Source organism: Desulfocicer niacini (assembly GCF_054657595.1).
This window is the reverse complement of record NZ_BAAHYK010000040.1, coordinates 32,158-52,291: the sequence shown is the minus strand read 5'-3', so window position 1 is coordinate 52,291 and position 20,134 is coordinate 32,158. Positions and strand designations below refer to the sequence as shown.

The following is a 20,134-nucleotide window of genomic DNA, read 5'->3' as shown; positions in this document are numbered from 1 at the left end:
GCAAGGGCGCCACGTCCGGCAGGGGGGCCAAGAGTGGGTACCCGGGTTCCCCTGGTGCTTAAAGCTTTTAAAGCTTCCCCGACACCCCGGCATCGTCAAAGGAGGCCATCTCGCACATGATCTTACAGGCAGCCTCGGCGGTGTCCATGGTCAGGGCCGCACCGGTTCCTTCACCAAGACGCATTTTAAAATCAATGACGGAGACAATATCCATATATTCCAGGGCCGATTTCTGGGCAGCCTCAACGGATTTATGACCGGAAATCAGGTAGCCACGAATATCCGGATTAATAACAAAGGCCACAAGCCCGGCGGCGGTGGAAATCACCCCGTCAAGGACCACAGCGCATCCCACGGATGCCGCAGCAAGCACGGCACCGGCAATTCCTGCAATTTCATATCCACCCACCTTTTCCAGCATTTCAAATCCGTTTCGGGGATCCGGCTTCTGGAACAAAAGGGCCTTTTCAATGACTTGGGTTTTATGACTCAATCCTTTGTTGTCCACACCGGTGCCCCGGCCGGTTGCCTGGGCCGGCGTAATGCCGCAGATGGTTGAAATAAGGGCCGATGCCGATGTGGTATTGCCGATGCCCATCTCCCCCAGGCCCACAATGTCCACGGGGGCGACCCTGTGACTGTCCAGGAACACCCCCATGCCGTAAGCCAGGGCCGTGAACATCTCCCGGCGGGTCATGGCCGGTTCCAGGACAAAATTGCGGGTCCCCCTTCGCACCTTTTTTATGATAAGATCGGGGTGGGGATCAAAATCACCGTCCACCCCCATGTCCACAATTTTCATGTCAATGTGATGATGGCGGCACAATACATTGATGGCAGCCCCGCCCTGGAGAAAATTTTTAACCATCTGCCCGGTCACCTCCCGGGGATAGGCGGATACCCCCTCTTCGGTGATGCCATGATCTGCTGCAAACACAAACAATGACTTGCGGCGAATGAGCGGATGGAGGGTCTTCTGGATCAGGCTCATCTGCACGGATAGCTGCTCCAGAGTACCCAAGGCACCCAGGGGTTTTGTCTTATTATCCATTTTTGCCTGGGCTGCGGCCAGAAAGGTCTGATCCACGGGCACGACACCTTCAATAACCTCCCGGCAGAAAGCTTCCCGCCCATGGATATCCCCGGCATCAGCAAGTGTTTTTTCCGTGGCCCTGCTGGCCCCTTCTCCATGGGTGACAGCACCCCACCCCACCCCGGAACATGTGGGGTCCGGAACTTGCGCCTTCAGCCCGTCATGGCTTTTTATGGTGTGATCGCCAGCAGCTTCAACCCCCATCCAGGCATCCTTGCTATGACAACCGGGGGTCGGGGTCAGGCAAGTGCCGGTAAAATCCATAATATATTTGAGATCCTCACCGGATATCACGTTTTCCATGACCCTGGGAATACATTCAGGGGACACACATCCTTCCACCAGCAGGGCCAGGCAGGACTGATATTTTTCCATGAAGGGCAGCCCGTCCACCATATTCTGCCGGGTCAGACCATAGGCCCCTGCCACCACAAGCTCTTTATAATGAAGGGCATTGATCAAATTGGTTTCAAGATGTTCATTCTTGGTAATACCGCTGAAAAAGCACATTCGCCCGGCCTTACCGGCCTTGACAATACCCAGGGCAAAGGCCATGAAATCGGCACAGGCATTGACCACCACATCAAACTCACTTTCCACGGTGTCCTTGAGGCAGGCGATACCGGTGGCAGACAGAAAAGGAGCGATCTTCAATCTTTTTTCTTCACTTTTTTCAATGACAAGGACCTGGGCTCCCACATCCATGAATGCCAGTGCAGCAACAAGCCCCATGGTGCCGCCCCCATAGATGATCACCCGTTCCCCGGCCACAGGCTTAACTTTATCCAGAAGGTTAAATACACACCCCACAGGTTCGGCAAAGCAGGCAATGGGATCTGAAATGCCATGGGGCAGGGGGACCAGACTTGACGGGGGCACCCTTATCTGTTCGGCAAAACCGCCATCGGTGTGAAATCCCATAATCTTCATGTCCTCACACAAATTTTCACGACCGGACACACAATAACGGCAATGGCCACAGCTCGTTCCCGGCCACACGGCAAAACGATTTCCCGCATCATCCTCAAGCACCATCTCATGGCCAGGTACCCGGGGAAGATGAAGGTCCCGGTGGCCCTGGCTCCACATTTTTGCATCGGTTCTGCACACAGCGCAGCACCGGACCTTGAAAACAGGCAGATCCGTTGAGATGTCATCTTCAAAAAGATCCATATATTCAAGACGTCTGAGTCCCCTGAGAATCAGTTTTCTCATATGTTTTTCTTCTGTCCTTATTTTATTATTTTTATATAAAACTCCGCCTAAATATCTGAAATCATAAGAGTTTCTTTTTTTGTTGTGGCTGATGTTTACAGCCATGTGGGTTTTATATGAAACTCCGTCCAAGATGCTGCAATGATGAGAGTTTCAACTTTCGTTGTGGCAGGTGTTTACTGCCATGTATGTTTATATGAAAAGGTCGCTTTCAAGTCTACCTCAGCTGAGCCCCTCCCCCGATGGGCAATAGGAACCGGACAATCGAGCTGTCTACAGTTCCGGTCCGGGACCATTGCCCGTCGGGGGAGGGGCGGCATAATGCCATTTACCATTTTCAATACTCGTTGTGTCCGCCAGAACATGCGGGTTATATGAAAATGCCGACAGCAGAGCCCCCGGCGGCATAATACCATTTGGCTCCGCGTCTACGACCCATTATTCGTTGTGACCGGCTGCCCAGTCATCTGCTTTTTATAAAGGTTCTTCCCTGAGGATCAGCCGGGAAATGGTGCCATGCCATCCCTGTTTTTTTTCCATGGTTGCCACATGGGCCTTGACAGTTTCAAGTTTTTCCATGGGAAAAACAGACGCTTTATCAAGTTTGCAGGTAATATAGACATCGTCTTTTACCCGAATATAGTCTATTTCGGTTTTAATGATCAACAACTGGGTTTCCATGCAATATCCCTGATTTAAAACACCATGCTGGGGCATAATGATATCCTTACAGAAGGGCTTCGAGCTTTTTCAGGCCCTGTTCCGGTTCATTGTTCTGGGATGCCACCCAGTTCTGCAAAGCCTCATAGGCTCCATTGCCATCCAATGCTCCGGCAGCAATCTCCAGGCCAGCCTCAATGGTATTGGCCTTGCCGGCCACGTAAAAAATCAATGCGGCATTCAAAATTGCGGCATCGTACCTTGCCCCCTTTTCCCGCCCCCGGATCAGGTTTACAAATCGGGCAGGTTCATTGTTGATATTTCCCTCGGGTGCCAGTTCTGCGGGATCATAGGTGTCCAGGGAAAACGCCCCGGGTGTCAAGGCATATTGGGAAATTCCCCCGGTTTCGGAAAGCTCTGCACACCAGGTGGTACCGCACACAGAGGCTTCATCCATGCCCCTGGCAGAGCCGTCAATGCCGCCGTAAATCACCATGGCCCGTTTAAATCCTATGGCCTGCATCACCTCAATCACCGGCAGAATCATCTCCTTTGCGTACACCCCCCGCACCGCGCGGTCCGGCATGGCCGGGTTTGCAAGGGAAGCGGCGATGTTCAGGGTGGAACCAAAGTAAATCTGGGAAAGAATTCTGCCAAGGGCCATGGGATGTATCTGGGAACTCATGCCATTAAAGAGACCTAACCCCGCTGTTTCAATACTGCGTGCCACCACATCCACATTGCACTCCACATCCACCCCCAGGGCTTCTGCCATATCCACGGTGCCGCACCGGGAGGTAATGGCCCGGGCACCATGACGTGCCATTCTAACACCGCCGGACGCAGCAATAATGGATGCAGCCGTGCTGATGTTAAAGGTCTTGAAGGTGTCCATGCCGGTACCGCTGTTTTCCACAACCGGTTGGCTTCCATTGAGTTCCACCTTGTTGGTATCCAGATCATAGATGGCCTGCCAGGAACCCGCAACCTCATCGGCGGTTTCTCCTTTGGCTGTAAGGGCTGCCAGAAAAGCGCCCTGCTGCATGGCAGTCACTTCATTATTCAACATATGATGAAAGGCATTTTTTGCCTCGTCTCTGTCAAGGGCTTCTCGACTGATAAGGCGCGTAATAAGCGCACCGAAATTTCTGTTTAATTCCAGGTCCTGCATATGAACTCCTGTGGAAGTCTAATCCTGTATAGTCTGTGCGTTGTGTTAAAAAAGCTGGGATAAAAGGTCCTACACTTATTTAGATTTTTGCCCTTTAGTCAAGCATTTTTTACAGACTTCCCCCGGATATTCTATTAAACCCCAAGCAGCCAAAAGCCCAAATAGCACCATCGGCGTCCAACAACATAAAGACGGACCCCGTTGATCCACCAAGCGTGACGACTAAAAGTCGTTTTATGATCATACCCGATGGCAATTTTCAAATCAAATATTATACAGGGGGCGCAGTGACGGGGCCTTCCACCGGCTCAATCAGCAGGCCTGGCCAGTGGAGCATGGCGGTGGTCCGGCGTTTCCGTTCTATATCCTTTAACACAAATCCGGCAACATCCTCGGTCACATGAATTAGTTTCGCCAGTTCATCTGCATAAATATCGTGATTATAAGCCCACAGGGCAAGATCCATTTTTTCAAAGGGAAGTCCATAATAAAACTCATCTTGCCCCTGGGACAGACTGAAAGTGTCTGTGGTGGGAGTGGTACTGCAAATCTCTTGAGGAAGCTCCAAATACCGGGCCAGCTCATACACCTGGGTTTTGTAAAGATGGGCAATGGGCTTAATATCTGAGGATCCATCTCCATTTTTAACAAAAAATCCCTGATCATACTCCATGCGGTTAGGCGTGCCCACCACCGCATAATTCAAACGATCGGCATGAAAATACTCAAGCGTTTTGCGGATGCGTTGTTTGAAATTGGTTGCCGCAACAATCTGAAGATATTGTTTCAACTCCATACGTTTTTTAGAGATGGTTCCATCGGGTGCCCTGACAATGAGATGAAAATAATTGATACCCCCATCCCCTCCCCCTGCAATGGTAATCTTACTTTTCCATCCATCACCATAATCGGGGAAAATCTCGCGAACAGCATCATCTCTCCACATATAACATCCAATGGCTTCAAGTGTCGCACTGATATTGATTTCAAGAGAATCAATCCCCAAGTGCTTGAGAAGCATGTTTCCCAGACGAGAGCTTTCCCCTGAGGAATCTCGCTCGGGAAGCAGCAGGCCCAGAACTTTTTCCGGACCAACCGCCATTGCGCTCAATGCTGCGGATACGGAACTGTCAATACCGCCGGAAACGGCCACCACAAGTCCACGGCGTTTCAGATTCTTTCGCAAATGCAAACGAATTCCATCTACTATTTTTTGTACCTCTTTACTCTTGTCAAATTGAAGCAACTCGTGCAGAACCTCAGTCTGTGTCATGTGCCTAATCCTCCAGCAAGTAGTGTATAAAAACTTTTAACATTGAATTGACCATAATACTTATGAATTAATAGATTTCTTATCCAAAAGCAACATGTTTCATTTAAAACGATAAGTATCAAAAAATTTGACTTGATCTTCTCTCAGGTTGATGCTACTTTTTTTAATTCAATGCATTTTTTTACGCCTCCCATGAACATGAACGCCAAGCAGTGGTCTATATGTGTGGACATGAAACAATGGGGCATGTAGCGATTCATTATTTCCAACCATGATAAATTAAGGAGACTGTTCGTGAAAAAGATTTTCAGTTCTTTATGTCTTGTGGCCATCATGTTTGCACTTGTACCCATGGTATCTGCGCAGAGCATTAAAATTGGTTTCAACATTCCCCTGACCGGAGAAATTCCCAAGGTCGGCGAAGAATCCAAGTATGCCGGAGAGATGCTTTTAAATGAAATCAATGCCCAGGGCGGCCTTGAAGTGGGCAGCGAAAAATACATGTTGGAATTTGTTTATGAAGACAACGAATCCAAGGCTGAATCTGCCGTAACCGCTGCATTAAAACTCATAGAAAGAGACAAGGTCCTTGCCATTGTGGGACCCAACTCCAGCAAACAGGCCGTACCGGCAGGTCAAGTATGCAATGACAACCGTACTCCCATGATCTCTCCCTGGTCCACCAACCCCGACACCACCAAAGATCGTCCCTGGGTATTCCGGGCCGCCTTTCTTGACCCCTTCCAGGGTCCCGTGGCCACGGATTTTGCAATCAAGACCTTTAAAGCCCAAAAAGCGGCGGTTCTGTATGCCTTGGCCAATGATTACAGCAAAAACCTTGCTGAAATCTTCCAGGCCGATTTTAATAAAAAAAAGGGCGAAGGAGCCGTTGTAGCCTTTGAAAGTTATGGAGACAAAGACCAGGATTTCAGTGCCCAGCTCACCAAGATCCTTTCGGCAAAACCCGATTTTATCTTTCTGCCCAACAACTACAACGAAGTGGCTCTCATCATCAAACAGGCCCATGACCTTGGCTGGACAGGACCTTTCATGGGTGCCGATGCCTGGGGGAACTCAGAGCTGATGAACCTTTGCGGAGACGACTGCAAAGGTCACTACTTCTCCACCCATTACGCCGCAGCCGGTGCCACCGGTGCCACAAAAGATTTTATAGACAAATACACCGCCCTTTATGGATATCAGCCCGCAGATGTGGCTGCCCTGACCTGGGATGCCATTCATGTGGTGCTGGCAGGTATTCAGAATGCCGGTAAAATCACCGGCAACCTCAGAAAAGACCGACAGAATCTCCGGGACGGCATTGCCGCCATCAAGGAGGTAAAAGGGATCACCGGTAATATGAAGTTTGACGCCCAAGGAGATCCCATTAAATGTGCCGTGGTGGTTAAAATCAGTGACGCCGGTGAATTTGAATTCACCGAATCCGTTTGCCCATAACCCCATCCATGATGGAACATTCAAACAATTTTCCCAGGTGAACGTTTAATGCCTGCACCTTAACGCTGCAGGCGTTTTCCGGCCGGACATGTAAAACATCTGGTACTGCCCGGCAGTGCCCTTATGCCAATACCCGTCCCAGTCAAACTTAACCGAACGACTTTAAAAAAGTGCCATCGCGTTACATCAAACGGGGACCGTCGCCCCCGGAAAATTGCGTCCATAACCCGTGTGCCGGCTGATATCATCTTAGAATGCCATCAACCGGCACATGCTGTATATTGAGGATATTCTCGTGTTTGACAGTATTTTTCAAAACCTATTTAATGCATTGCAATGGGGCAGTTTTTATTCCCTCATCGCCCTTGGCTACACCCTTGTCTACGGGGTATTGCGCCTAATCAACTTTGCCCATGGGGATATATTCATGGTAGGGGCCTACATTGCGTTTTTCCTTTCGGTTTTCTTTTTTAAAGGAGATCTTGCCCTTTCCGGGGGTACCACCCTTGCCCTTGTCATCCCACTTACCATGGTTCTGACGTCCATCTGCGGGGTGACCCTGGAGCGCATCGCCTACCGCCCCCTGAGACGAAAGGGGGCCAACCGGCTTTATGTTGTCATCACTGCCCTGATGTGCGGATTGATCCTTGAAAACGGCAACCTGGCCTTCCTTGGTGCCAGCCGCAAAAGCTTTCCCGAACTCATCGATAAGGTAATCTATAAATTTGGTCCGGTGAGCATGACCAACCTGAAAATCGGGGTGGTCCTGTCATCCATCATTGTTTTTTTTATTCTCAATGCCTTTATCACCAAAACCAAAATTGGCATGGCCATGCGGGCCATCTCCTACGACAAATTTGCAATTCCCCTCATGGGAATTCCCATAGATACCATCATCGTGGTGACCTTTGTTCTGGGCTCATCCCTGGCCGGTCTTGCCGGTATTCTCTTTGCCATGTCCTATCCGGTGCTGGACCCGTTCATGGGGGCGCTCATCGGATGGAAAGCCTTTATTGCAGCGGTGGTGGGGGGAATAGGTGACATCAAAGGTGCCTTTGTGGGTGGGTTCCTCCTTGGCATTGTGGAAATTTTGGCCGTGGCGGTGTTTCCATCCACTTTCCGGGATCTCATTGCTTTTTCCATACTGCTCATGATCCTGGTGGTCAAACCCACTGGTCTTTTCGGCATTGCAAAATCAACCAAAATATAGGGTTTTCACATGAAAAAGTTGTCCATACCTCTCCTGCTGCTCCTCCTTGCCGTGGGAACTGTGCTGGCGGCACATTTTGAGCTGCTGGATCTTTACATACAGACGGTGATCATGTTCATCGGGGTCAATATTATACTCTCCTCAAGCTTTAACATCATCAACGGCTACATGGGGGAATTTGCCTGCGGTCATGCCGGATTCATGGCCGTGGGTGCCTATGTCACATCTGTTTTAAACATCATGTTGTTCACCAAAAGTAAAACCTTTGGTGCACCTCTTCTATCACCGGATCTTACACTGTATTTTTTTCCGGTGACCCTCATACTGGGGGGGATTGCTGCTGCCTTCACCGGACTCATCGTGGCTGTGCCCTCGTTTAAAACAAGGGATGATTACCTGGCCATCATCACCCTTGCCGCCAATTTCATCATCGTGAGTCTCTTTATCAACATGGATGTCATCGGCGGTGCCAGGGGACTCATGGGCATGAAACAGATCGTGTTTGCCATGGAGGATGTTGCCTTTATTCCCTGGATGCTCATCTGGGTATTTACGTTCACCTATCTCACCGTTTTCATCATCCGTCGATTTGTCACTTCCACCTATGGCAAGGGCATCATCGCCATCCATCAGGATGAGATTGCCGCTGAGATCATGAGCGTCAACACCAACAAGATGAAGCTTGTGGCCTTTATGCTCTCCTCGGGTCTTGCTGGCATTGCCGGGGGCCTTTTTGCCCATATTCTGGGATACATCAACCCCAACTCCTTTGGTATTTTAAAATCCACGGAATGTCTGGTCATGGTGTACATGGGGGGGATGGGATCTCTGAGCGGATCCATCATCGCCGCCATCCTCTTTACCCTGCTCATTGAAGGCCTGCGCTTCATAATCCCAGCGGCCGATACCCTTATTCACTATCTGCCCCTTATTCCGGATACCTTTCATTTGAGCCAGGTATTAAAATGGGTAATTATTCCCCTGATTCTGGTTATTCTCATGCAGTTCAGACCCGAAGGGATCATGGGTAATCGTGAATTATCCGACTTTTTCCCAAAACTCAAACGATTCTATGTCTTTAAATAAAGAGCATGCATCCAGAAAGTAAATATTCGGTCAGCACCCCATCTTCACCTATTTTGGTCTGTTCACATAGCATTAGTATGCTACGCAGCCCCCAATAGGCGAATATGGGGCACTGCCCAAACATTTACAGTACCAAGCCGAATATTTACTCCAAAAAAGACATCACAACGGAGAAATGATTTATGTCTTTGCTTAAAATAGATGGTCTGACCCAGAAGTTCGGAGGGTTAACCGCTGTATCCGATTTTTCAACAAACTTTGAGGGAAATGAACTCATGGGGCTCATCGGCCCAAATGGTGCCGGTAAAACCACAGTTTTCAATATTGTATCCGGTTTTTACACCCCCACCCAGGGTGATCTCAGTTTTAAAGGCAACACCATCAATGGCTTAAAGCCCCACGTGGTGACGGGCATGGGCATTGCCAGGACTTTTCAGAACATCCGCCTGTGGCATGACATGTCTCTGCTTGACAATATTCTCATATCCCAACACCACAATCTGGGCTACACCCTGTTTGATTCCTTTGTACGCAACCGACGTTACATGGAAAATGAACAGCGCATGAGAACAATTGCCATGGACCTTCTTGAACAGCTAAATCTGGTTCAATTCAAGGACGAAAGGCCGGGAAACCTGCCCTATGGCATCCAACGCAAAATTGAAATTGCCAGGGCACTGTCCGTGAAACCGGACCTGCTGCTGCTCGATGAGCCCGCCGCCGGTCTCAACTCATCGGACGTCCAGGATCTTATTAAACTCATTGCCTGGATTCACAAGGAATTTGATATTGCCATCTGGATGATCGAACATCAGATGGCCGTTGTCATGTCCCTTTGCTCATGGATACAGGTCATTGATTTCGGCCAAACCATTGCCCAGGGAACGCCGGAAGAAATACAGAATAACCCAGCGGTAATCAAAGCATATCTGGGGGATGATAATATCTGATGTTACTTGAAATCAAAGATCTATATGTTAAATACGGCAATATCGAAGCCCTGCACGGCATCTCCTTCACCGTTGACAGAGGCGAAATTGTGACCCTCATCGGCTCCAATGGTGCCGGTAAAACCACCACCCTGCATGCCATCACCCGGGTACCGCCCCCCGAGGGCTCCAAGGTATCCGGCGGGGAGATTTTATATAACGGACAAAGCATCCTCAATATCCCAGCCCACACCATTGTGTCCGATTATCACATTGCCCTTGCCCCCGAAGGCCGCCATATTTTCGGCAATCTCACCGTGGAGGAAAATTTAAAACTTGCCACCTACTCCCGAAAGGATGACGCCTCCAGAAAAAAAGACTATGACCGGGTCTACGATCTGTTTCCCAAAATGGCGGAACGGCGCTACCAGCGGAGTGAAACCTTAAGCGGCGGCGAGCAGCAGATGCTTTCCGTGAGCCGGGCCATCATGACAGCCTGTGATTTCATTCTGCTGGATGAACCCTCCATGGGATTGTCTCCGCTTCTCATGTATGATATGTTCAGGGTTTTAAAGACCCTCAATGAAGAGGGAATGACCATCCTTCTCATTGAACAGAACGCCAACCTGGCTTTAAAGTTTGCCCACCGGGGATATGTCCTTGACACCGGAGAAATTGTGGCAAGTGGGTCTGCAACGGATCTGTTGGACAACCCCGATGTAAAAAAAGCATACCTGGGCGGATAATATTCATGAAATTCAGACCATGCATAGATCTTAAAAACGGCAAAGTGGTGCAAATTGTTGGAGGAACCCTTGACGACAATCAGGGCAATGCCCCGGTCACCAATTTTGAGACACACAAAACCCCGGTGGCATTTGCCGCCAGATACAAGAAAGACCAGTTGTTCGGAGGGCATGTCATCTCTTTGGGGCCGGGCAATGAGGCGGCGGCCCTGTCGGCACTGAAAGCCTTTCCCGGCGGCCTCCAGGTGGGGGGTGGCATCACTTCGGAAAATGCCCGGACCTATCTTGATGCCGGAGCCAGCCATGTCATTGTCACCTCCCATGTGTTTTCCAAGGGTGCCATTGACATGGATAAGCTGAAAAACCTGGTGAAAGCCGTGGGGGGAAAGCGATTGGTGCTGGACTTGAGCTGCCGTAAAAAAGGCAAAGACTTTTTCATCGTCACTGACCGCTGGCAGACCTTCACCCAGGTGGCCGTCACCGAAGAAACCCTTGTTTTTCTGTCAGCATATTGCGATGAATTTCTGATCCACGGAGTGGATGTGGAGGGCAAAATGGCGGGCATCCAGACAGAACTTGTTGAGATACTGGGAAACCATTCGCCCATTCCAGCCACCTATGCGGGGGGGGCCAGCAGTTTTTCCGATCTTGATCTTGTTAAAAAACTGGGAAAAAATCGGGTGGACCTCACCATCGGCAGTGCCCTGGATATTTTCGGCGGCACCATTTCCTATGATGCCGTGGTGGCATGGCACCATGCCTGCAAGGCAGTTACATAACAAAGAATGGGGCTTGGTCATAATATGGGCCATCCGTCACAATTGATAGGCCAACGGGGTCAGGTTATGTTGTGAGCAAGCCCAAAGAATGAAAATGGCAATATGCCGCCCGGACCGGAACTGTAGACAGCTCGATTGTCCGGTTCCTATTGCCCATCGGGGGAGGGGCTCTGCTGAGGTAGACTTGAAGGCTACCTTTTCATATAACATACATGGCAGTAAACACCTGCCACAACGAAAGTTGAAACTCTAATCATTGCAGCACCTTGGACGGAGTTTTATATAAAAAAAATGGAAAACAAAGAGGCCATGGAAGAACTGAGCAAGACAAAACAGAAAAAAAATGCCGAGGCCCTTCAGGAAATCGGGGTACGGCTTGTGGACCTGCCGGAAAAAGAACTCAAGACTCTGGACATCCCGGACATACTGAAAGATGCCGTGCTTGAGGCACAGTCCATGACCCGGCATGGAGCCAGAAGACGACAGCTTCAGTACATAGGCTCTCTCATGCGTGACCTTGACCCGGAACCCATCCAGGCCGCCGTGGAGCATATTTCCCTGAACCGGGCCCAGGCTGCACATAAATTCCAACAGATGGAAGCCTGGCGGGACCACCTGATATCCCCGGATACGGCTGATGACACCCGGACTCTGGATGTTTTTATGGACACGTTTCCCCACACCGACCGCCAGCGACTGGGTCAGCTCATTCGCAATGCCGTCAATGCAAAGGACGCAAAAAAGAAAACCAGGGCAGCCCGGGGACTGTTTCAGTACATCCGTGAAATCATGGAAACTCCCACCGGGGAACCCACCCTCTGATGTTTCTGCCCACCACAAAAAAAGAATGCCTGGAACGGGGATGGCAGAGCCTTGACGTCATCCTTATTACCGGCGACAGTTACATTGATTCGCCCTTCATCGGGGCTGCCGTCATTGGCAAAACCCTGGAAAAACAAGGATTTCGTGTGGGGATCATTGCCCAACCGGACATGGAATCCCCCGGGGATATCACACGCCTGGGGGAACCGCGCCTTTTCTGGGGCATCACCGCCGGGGCCGTGGATTCCATGGTATCCAACTACACGGCCACCCGGAAGCGTAGGAAAAGTGACGACTACACCCCGGGGGGCATCAACAACCGTCGCCCCGACCGGGCCGTCATTGCCTATACCAACCTCGTAAAGCAATATTTCAAAGATACCTCTCCCATTGCGCTGGGAGGCATTGAAGCCAGTCTTCGAAGAGTGGCCCACTATGATTTCTGGAGTAACAAGATCAGACGTTCCATTCTCTTTGATGCCAAGGCAGATTACCTCATCTACGGCATGGGGGAAAAGACAGTTGTGGCCCTGGCAAGCCTTCTGTCCCAGCATGCAGCCTCCCCCTGCCCTGCCAGACTCCAAAAGGAAATATTATCCGTCCGGGGGCTTTGCCATATTTCAAAAACTCCGGTTAGCGGTTACACAGAACTGCCCCCCTTTGAAACGGTGAAAAAAGACAATACCGCTTTGGTTCAAAGCTTCCACGACTTTTACACCAACAATGATGCCGTCACGGCCAAGGGCCTGATCCAGAAACAGGATGCCCGCTACCTGATCCAGAATCCCCCGGCCCCGGTGCCGGACACAGCGGAAATGGACCGCATCCACGACCTTGAATACGAAAGAGATCTGCACCCCTATTACGCAAAAATGGGCCAGGTAAAGGCCCTTGATACCATCCGCTTTTCCATTGCCACCCACCGGGGGTGTTATGGCGAATGTAATTTTTGCGCCATTGCCGTCCACGAGGGCAGAACGGTTCGGTGGCGAAGCCAGGAGTCCATTGTGCGGGAAGTGAAAACGATGACAAACCACCCGGCATTTAAGGGGATCATCTCCGATGTGGGGGGACCCACGGCCAATATGTACGGCTTTGAGTGCAGCAAGAAAATAGAAAAAGGTCCCTGTCGGGACAAACGCTGCCTCTTCCCTTCTACCTGCAAAACCCTGATGCCCGACCACTCCCCCCAGATGGCCCTTTTAAAACGCATATCTGCTGTCAAGGGAGTAAAAAAGGTGTTTGTTGCTTCGGGCATCCGGTATGATCTTATCTTGGCAGACAAAAAGCATGGGCAGCAATACCTGGATCAGATTGTCCAGGACCATGTGTCCGGCCAGATGAAAATCGCCCCTGAACACACGGAAATGGATGTGCTTTCAGCCATGGGCAAACCCGGGAACACCGACGAACTGCTGGATTTTAAAAAAAGATTTGACCACCTGTCCAAAAAGGCCGGAAAAAAACAATTTCTCACCTATTATCTCATGGCGGCCCATCCGGGCTGTACACGGAATCATATGGAGCAGCTCCAGCAGTTCATACGCCGGGAACTTGGTATCCGTCCCGAACAGGTGCAGATTTTCACGCCCACCCCGTCCACCTATGCCACCTTGATGTATGCCACGGGGATCCATCCCTTTTCCCGGCAGAAAATATTTGTGGAAAAAAGTCCCCTGGAAAAGGAAAGACAAAAAAAAATGATCACCGGTTTTGCCGGAACATCCCGGCAAAAGAAGTTTCATGGATATCCCTCCCCGGGAACGGTTTCCAAAGGGATCTTTCCCATGCCCCACCACCGACCACAGAAAAAGAAACAGCCCAAAAATCATCGGACAAGAGAACCCCATGGCCATAAGCCGGTATAAAAACATCCTCACCATCAGCCTTTCTCTGGTCCTGAGCATGGGTGCCACCACGGTGATGGAATTCACTGACCGGGTATTTCTGGGCAACTATGATCTAAATAGCCTGGCCGCCGCCACCCCGGCTGGCATCACCTCCTTTTTATTCACCGCTTTTTTCCTGGGCGTGGCCGGGTATGTCACTGTTTTCATTGCCCAGTACACCGGTGGTCTCAAAGGGGCCGGGGACTCTCAATATATCATGTGGCCCATGGTAATTACGGGCAGCCTGTTTCTGTTTCTGCCAGTGTGGGCAGGCATCACATACTGGCACCTGAGGCTATATTTTATCTGGTGCTGTATCACCATTTATCTTGTGGGTCTATTCTTTCTGGTCATGCTGCGCTATCGTCAGGGGAAATGGCAAACCCTGTCCACCATTGAAAAACCACTGACCCCGGCATCACCCGGAATACAGACATCCTGACACATTCAGAGAGTGCTATTTTGTGTTTTGTATTTGCAACAGCAAATGATCCATGTATAGTATGCAAAAAAATAACAGCCCTTTGCGGACACGTTTCAACTAAAGGGAACTCCCCCATGGACCAGGCATAAAGCATGAATTTTTTTAACTCCATTCGCACCCGGCTGGCCCTTTCGGCCTTTTTAATTGTATCTCTCTCCATTGGAATAATCACAGGTATTGCCACCTGGAAAATCCGTGAAACAACTCTGGCAAACACCCGGCAGGAAACCCTGCTGTTTTTAAAAAAGAACAGCCAGGAGATCCATGAAAAACTCCAGGACGCCATCCAACTCAGTGAAATTCTGGCCCAGTACATAGCCTCCACCCACCATGACTGGCAAAAAACCGTTTTCCTGAATAATCTCTTAAAACACAACCGCATCGCCGGAATCAGAAGCCTCTTTACCATCCCCCCGAAAAAAGAAAAAAGCCGACGTCTCAATGACGAACTCATCCAGTTCTGGCAGACCACCCCCACCGGAGAAACCAGCAGCACCTTTTTCGATCCTTCACAAATCAGCCAAATCATGAAAACGGCAAAGCTGGCAGAAAAAACCGGTAAAACGGTTATTTCAAATCCTTACACCGACCCATCAGAGAAAACAGATACCCTTTTATGTTCAGTTGTTACACCGGTTATCCGTTATGGACGGTTCCAGGGCAGCACCTGTGTGGAACTCTCCACGGAAGAAATCTGTCAACCCATCACTGATAACCTGAACAGTTTTTCCATGGCTGGCCAGATATCCCAGATGAGCCTATTCACAGCCGGGGGGGCCATGATATGGGTGTTAAAAAACAAATCTCTCCAGGGCAGTACCATGGACAAGATGGCCAATGGGCAAACCAGCCCCCTGCATGGCCTTCAGGGCATGACTAAACCCCAGTCCTTGATCATAAGCATTGGTGGAAAAAAACAGATTGACAGCCGCATTCCCGTTTATTTCAGCAATTCTGATACCGTTTGGTCCATCGGACTTCGCATTCCCCTTGAGGCTGCCACAAAAAGTGCAGACGAACAGATGCGCATGCAGTTCCTCATGGGCTTGCTCATCTCCCTTGTCACCCTTCTGCTGGTGTTGATTCTGTCCAGAAGAATCACAGAACCGCTGCTGGATCTTTCAGAAGCGGCAGCCCGGATCTCCCGGGGCAATTATGACCACCCCGTCACCCCCAGGGGAACCGGGGAAATCCGGGAACTGTGCCGGGCATTCAGGGATATGGTCACCCAAGTTCAACAAGGTCGACAGCATCTTCAAAACTCCATTGATGCCCTTGAAATCATCATTGAAAAGGTGCCCTTCGGCATGGTACTCATTGATTCACAGCATAAGATCACAAGGGTCAATCGGGAGGCATTGGCCATCTGTGGCAAAACCGAAGCCGAAACCCTGAACCAGCCCTGTTATCTTCACTTCTGCATGGATACTTCTCCCATATGTCCCATTGAAAAGTCCGGAAACCATCCTGAAAAACAGGAAATGACCCTGAGAAAGAAAAATGGATCCCTGGTTCCGGTGCTCACCACCGTGATTCCCTCCAGAATATATGGCAAAAAAATGCTCATCAAATCCATCATCGACATTTCTGAAATCAAGGAAAAGGAACTGGAACTGGAACGGGCAAAAACCGCAGCCGAGCAGGCGTCCCGGGCCAGAAGTGAGTTTCTGGCCAACATGAGCCATGAAATACGCACTCCCATGAACGGCATCATCGGCATGGGGGAACTTTTATGTGACACCGAGCTGACCCCGGAACAGAAGGAATACGCCCACGCCATCGGCACCAGTGCCGATGCCCTTTTAGTCATTCTCAATGACATCCTTGATTTTTCCAAAATAGAGGCTGGAAAAATTGACATTGAAGAAATCGACACCAGCCTGTCCAGCATCATTGAAGGGGTTGCCGATATTCTGTCCCACAAAAGCAATGAAAAAGGCATTGAATTCATCTGCATGATCGACAACGATATCCCGGATTTTGTCAAAGGAGACCCAGGACGACTGCGCCAGATATTAATGAATCTGGGGGGCAATGCATTGAAATTCACAGAAAAAGGAGAGGTGGTGATCCAGGCCACGGTGGAAGCGGTTTCTTCAACGGCCACCACAATTAAATTCACCGTCAAAGATACCGGCATTGGTATTGCTGAAGATAAAATCGGCGGTTTGTTTGAAAAATTCACCCAGGCCGACGGCTCCACCACCCGAAAATATGGCGGCACCGGCCTGGGCCTTGCCATCTCCAGACAACTTACCACCCTCATGGGGGGAGAAATCGGTGCCATTTCAAAACCGGGAACCGGATCCACCTTCTGGTTCACCATTCCCTTCGGTAAAAGCACCGAAACCGCGGTCCCTGCCTCCCTGACATCCGTGGACAAAGCCCTTTCAAATAAAACCATCCTGGTCATTGATGACAATGCCACCAATCGCAGGGTAATCAGTCGCTATCTTACCCCCTTTAATTGCCAGATCATTGAAGCCGACTGTTCCCGGGCTGCACTTGATATTTTAAAGGCAAGTACGGCGTCCCCCCCCATTGATCTGGCCCTGGTGGATTTCATGATGCCCGGCATGAACGGCATTGACCTTGGCCGTCACATCCGTGAAGATCGCCAATTTCACAGCCTGCTACTTGTGATGCTCACCTCAGCTGCCATGCGCGGGGATGCTAAAAAGGCTGGAGATGCCGGATTTGATGCTTACCTCACAAAACCCATTAAAAAAAATGCTCTGCTCAAATGTCTGGCCACCGTCCTTGACACGGACAGGGATAGAAAATCGGGAGAACTCCTAACCAAATACAATTTTACCACCTCCAGCGCACCGGCGGAACGAAGGGAAAGCGCGACCCAGGCAGAAAATCTGACCATTCTCATCGCCGATGACAACCTCATGAATCTACGAGTGGTGGAAAAAATGGTAAAAAAAATGGGACACACCCCTATAAAAGCCATGAATGGAAAGGAGGTTGTAGCGGCCCACCTGACAGCGGCACCGGACATTATTTTAATGGACATCAACATGCCCGAAATGGATGGCCTTGAAGCCACAGCCCTCATCCGGGAAAATGAAGCCCGGGAAAAGCAGAAACCAACCCCCATTATTGCCCTGACCGCCAATGCGCTCAAGGGAGATCGGGAGCATTTCCTGGCCGCAGGCATGGATGATTACCTGGCAAAACCCATGAAGAAAAAAGACCTTGAAACCATGATCAACCGGTACAGAACGATCAAAGTCACCTCCCAAAGAAAGGGGCAAACTCACCAGAAGTCAGAAGAACCGCTCCGCCCATGATCCCTGCATTCGCCTTTACTGAAAAAAAATTTCGCAGCCTCTCCCCCACCGGGGGGCACCGGTGGCTTATCAAATGGCTGACGTCGGTATACCAGAGCCTGTCCACCAACCGCCTGCCCGGGTCCGACCTTGCTTTTTTTACCCGGGAATATACCCAGGCTCTTTCCTGGTTGCAGATGCCGCCCCCCCCATTCCCCGACACCCCGAGCACAAGGTTGTGGATGGAATGTGTCTCCGATGCCATACACCACCACCGTATCCAGACCGGCTATTTACCAAAGGACCAGGATCTTTTACCCAGGGTTGTCACTGGAGACAAACAAACTGCATCCCCCCTGCCCCTTCCCTTTGAGTACCACATGGCCTTGGACGGACTCAGAAGCCTTTTCAATGTGGGCAGCATTTTTCGCACCTGTGACGCCGGTGGTATTCAATCGGTGATACTTGGCAATATTCCCGGAGGAGATCACCCCGTCATTGCAAAAACCTCCATGGGCACCTCCGCCTGGATGCCCCAGCGCACCTGCCATGACCTTGCAGAGGATCTTTTGCACATGAAAGACAAGGGGTTTTCCATCATCGGCATTGAAACCACTCAAAACTCAATCCCCCACGCCCGATACCCCTGGCCCGACAAGGGTATCATCGTCCTTGGCAATGAAGAGTACGGCATTTCTTCCCATGTCATGCGGGTGTGTGACGACTTTGTGCACATTCCCATGCTGGGGAGGAAAAATTCCATCAATGTGGCCAATGCCGCATCGGTGATTGTGTTTCAGGTGGCGGCCTTTTTTATGGATACTGGCAACAGCCATTAGATAAATATTTAACTTTTTATTGCCTTTTTATATCTTTATCAGGTATATTGTATGGTTATTTTTTACCGCATTTTCGTAATGACCCCCTTCCGTCACAACGGCAATGACAAAAAAACACTAAGGAGAAATCCATGATAAAAACTATGCTATCCGGTCTTTTAACCCTTTTGATGGTCTGCTTGATCCCATTGACTGCACCGGCAGCAGATAACATATTGATCGGTATTTCAAAAATTGTGGCCCACCCGGCACTGGATGCCCTGGAGCAGGGAGTACAGGACGGAGTGCGGGAACAATTTCCCCAGGCCGCCTTTGATCTCCAGAATGCCAACGGCGAACTGTCCACCGCCGCATCCATTGCCCAGAAATTCAAGGCGGAAAATGTCACCCTGGCCGTGGGCATAGCCACCCCCACAGCCCAGGCCCTGGTGGGAGCCATCAAAGACAGGCCGGTACTGTTCTGTGCCGTCACTGATCCGGAGGGTGCAGGACTTGTGAAGTCTGTTTTAAAAGGCGAAGAGTTTGTCACCGGTACCTCGGACATGACACCGGTAAGAGAGCAGATTTCCCTGCTCAATCGCATTAAACCCCTTAAAACACTGGGGCATGTGTACTGCAGCAACGAGGCCAATGCCGTCACCCTTGCCGCCATTGCCAAAAAAGTATGCAAAGACATGGGCATCGGCTTCATTGAAACCACCGTCACCAACTCCGCTGAAGTCAAACAGGCGGTACAGACCCTTGTATCCCGGGTGGACGGTATTTATCTGAGCAATGACAACACCATCTTTTCCGCCCTGGGCGCCGTCACCAGCGTGGCCATGAAGCATGGTATCCCGGTGATGTCAGCTGATCCCAGCTCCGCCGTCAACAATGATGTCCTGGCTGCCTGGGGATTTGACTATTATAAAATGGGCAGAAAAACCGGCCGCATGGCCGCGGATATATTAAATGGCACAAGCCCCGGGGATATCCCCACGGTGTACATGACCGATCCCTCGGATGTGGATATTCTCTTAAACATGGATGTGGCGCAAAAACTGGGACTGAGCTTTCCCCAGGACATCAAAGCCATTGCCAACAAGATCATTGAAAACGGGACGCTGACAGAACGCGCCCTGAAATAGAGACCAAAGTCATACAAAAAAAATTAAGGGCACAAAGACCACCGGGACAGACACCGCGGTTCTTCGTGCCCTCCC

General features: G+C 50.3%; 16 protein-coding genes. 12 read left to right on the top strand and 4 right to left on the bottom strand.

Going from position 1 to position 20,134, the window contains the following annotated elements:
• Positions 1–67: 67 nt before the first annotated feature.
• The 4 genes from cobT to nadE form a co-directional block, all read right to left on the bottom strand.
• On the bottom strand, positions 68–2,308 hold the full coding sequence (gene cobT, locus ACYQ2M_RS18955) for a nicotinate-nucleotide--dimethylbenzimidazole phosphoribosyltransferase (RefSeq protein ID WP_459917950.1): 2,241 nt from the start codon (positions 2,306–2,308) through the stop codon (positions 68–70).
• A 474-nt stretch (positions 2,309–2,782) separates the two neighbouring features.
• The gene (locus ACYQ2M_RS18950; RefSeq protein ID WP_459917949.1) at positions 2,783–3,025 is read right to left on the bottom strand and encodes a hypothetical protein; all 243 of its coding nucleotides are present in this window, start codon (positions 3,023–3,025) and stop codon (positions 2,783–2,785) included.
• 10 nt (positions 3,026–3,035) lie between these two features.
• On the bottom strand, positions 3,036–4,139 hold the full coding sequence (gene trpD, locus ACYQ2M_RS18945; RefSeq protein WP_459917948.1) for an anthranilate phosphoribosyltransferase: 1,104 nt from the start codon (positions 4,137–4,139) through the stop codon (positions 3,036–3,038).
• A gap of 271 nt (positions 4,140–4,410) precedes the next feature.
• Positions 4,411–5,412: an NAD(+) synthase gene (gene nadE, locus ACYQ2M_RS18940; protein ID WP_459917947.1), complete on the bottom strand. Its 1,002-nt coding sequence runs from the start codon at positions 5,410–5,412 to the stop codon at positions 4,411–4,413.
• 294 nt (positions 5,413–5,706) lie between these two features.
• Between nadE and ACYQ2M_RS18935 the strand changes: the two genes are divergently transcribed.
• The 12 genes from ACYQ2M_RS18935 (at position 5,707) to ACYQ2M_RS18880 (ending at position 20,059) form a co-directional block, all read left to right on the top strand.
• Positions 5,707–6,870, top strand: a complete 1,164-nt coding sequence (locus ACYQ2M_RS18935) for an ABC transporter substrate-binding protein (protein ID WP_459917946.1) — start codon at positions 5,707–5,709, stop codon at positions 6,868–6,870.
• A gap of 295 nt (positions 6,871–7,165) precedes the next feature.
• On the top strand, positions 7,166–8,080 hold the full coding sequence (locus ACYQ2M_RS18930; protein ID WP_459917945.1) for a branched-chain amino acid ABC transporter permease: 915 nt from the start codon (positions 7,166–7,168) through the stop codon (positions 8,078–8,080).
• Positions 8,081–8,089: 9 nt separating this feature from the next.
• Positions 8,090–9,166, top strand: coding sequence for a branched-chain amino acid ABC transporter permease (locus tag ACYQ2M_RS18925; protein ID WP_459917944.1), 1,077 nt, complete (start codon positions 8,090–8,092; stop codon positions 9,164–9,166).
• A gap of 182 nt (positions 9,167–9,348) precedes the next feature.
• Positions 9,349–10,116 (top strand): ABC transporter ATP-binding protein, encoded by a 768-nt coding sequence (locus tag ACYQ2M_RS18920; RefSeq protein WP_459917943.1) that lies wholly within the window; start codon positions 9,349–9,351, stop codon positions 10,114–10,116.
• Entirely contained in the window at positions 10,116–10,841 is a 726-nt protein-coding gene (locus ACYQ2M_RS18915; protein ID WP_459917942.1) for an ABC transporter ATP-binding protein, read from the top strand. Before ACYQ2M_RS18920 ends, ACYQ2M_RS18915 begins: the two co-directional genes overlap by 1 nt.
• A 5-nt stretch (positions 10,842–10,846) precedes the next feature.
• The gene (gene hisA / locus ACYQ2M_RS18910; RefSeq protein WP_459917941.1) at positions 10,847–11,620 is read left to right on the top strand and encodes a phosphoribosylformimino-5-aminoimidazole carboxamide ribotide isomerase; all 774 of its coding nucleotides are present in this window, start codon (positions 10,847–10,849) and stop codon (positions 11,618–11,620) included.
• A 291-nt stretch (positions 11,621–11,911) separates the two neighbouring features.
• On the top strand, positions 11,912–12,442 hold the full coding sequence (gene yjgA, locus ACYQ2M_RS18905) for a ribosome biogenesis factor YjgA (protein WP_459917940.1): 531 nt from the start codon (positions 11,912–11,914) through the stop codon (positions 12,440–12,442).
• The gene (locus ACYQ2M_RS18900; RefSeq protein WP_459917939.1) at positions 12,442–14,310 is read left to right on the top strand and encodes a YgiQ family radical SAM protein; all 1,869 of its coding nucleotides are present in this window, start codon (positions 12,442–12,444) and stop codon (positions 14,308–14,310) included. The genes yjgA and ACYQ2M_RS18900 overlap by 1 nt, the downstream gene beginning before the upstream one ends.
• On the top strand, positions 14,291–14,773 hold the full coding sequence (locus ACYQ2M_RS18895) for a hypothetical protein (protein ID WP_459917938.1): 483 nt from the start codon (positions 14,291–14,293) through the stop codon (positions 14,771–14,773). Before ACYQ2M_RS18900 ends, ACYQ2M_RS18895 begins: the two co-directional genes overlap by 20 nt.
• A 134-nt stretch (positions 14,774–14,907) precedes the next feature.
• Entirely contained in the window at positions 14,908–18,114 is a 3,207-nt protein-coding gene (locus ACYQ2M_RS18890; protein ID WP_459917937.1) for a response regulator, read from the top strand.
• Positions 18,111–18,932, top strand: coding sequence for a TrmH family RNA methyltransferase (locus ACYQ2M_RS18885; protein ID WP_459917936.1), 822 nt, complete (start codon positions 18,111–18,113; stop codon positions 18,930–18,932). Before ACYQ2M_RS18890 ends, ACYQ2M_RS18885 begins: the two co-directional genes overlap by 4 nt.
• Positions 18,933–19,063: 131 nt before the next feature.
• A complete protein-coding gene (locus tag ACYQ2M_RS18880) occupies positions 19,064–20,059 on the top strand; it encodes an ABC transporter substrate-binding protein (protein ID WP_459917935.1) in 996 nt (331 codons plus the stop codon).
• Positions 20,060–20,134 lie beyond the last annotated feature (75 nt).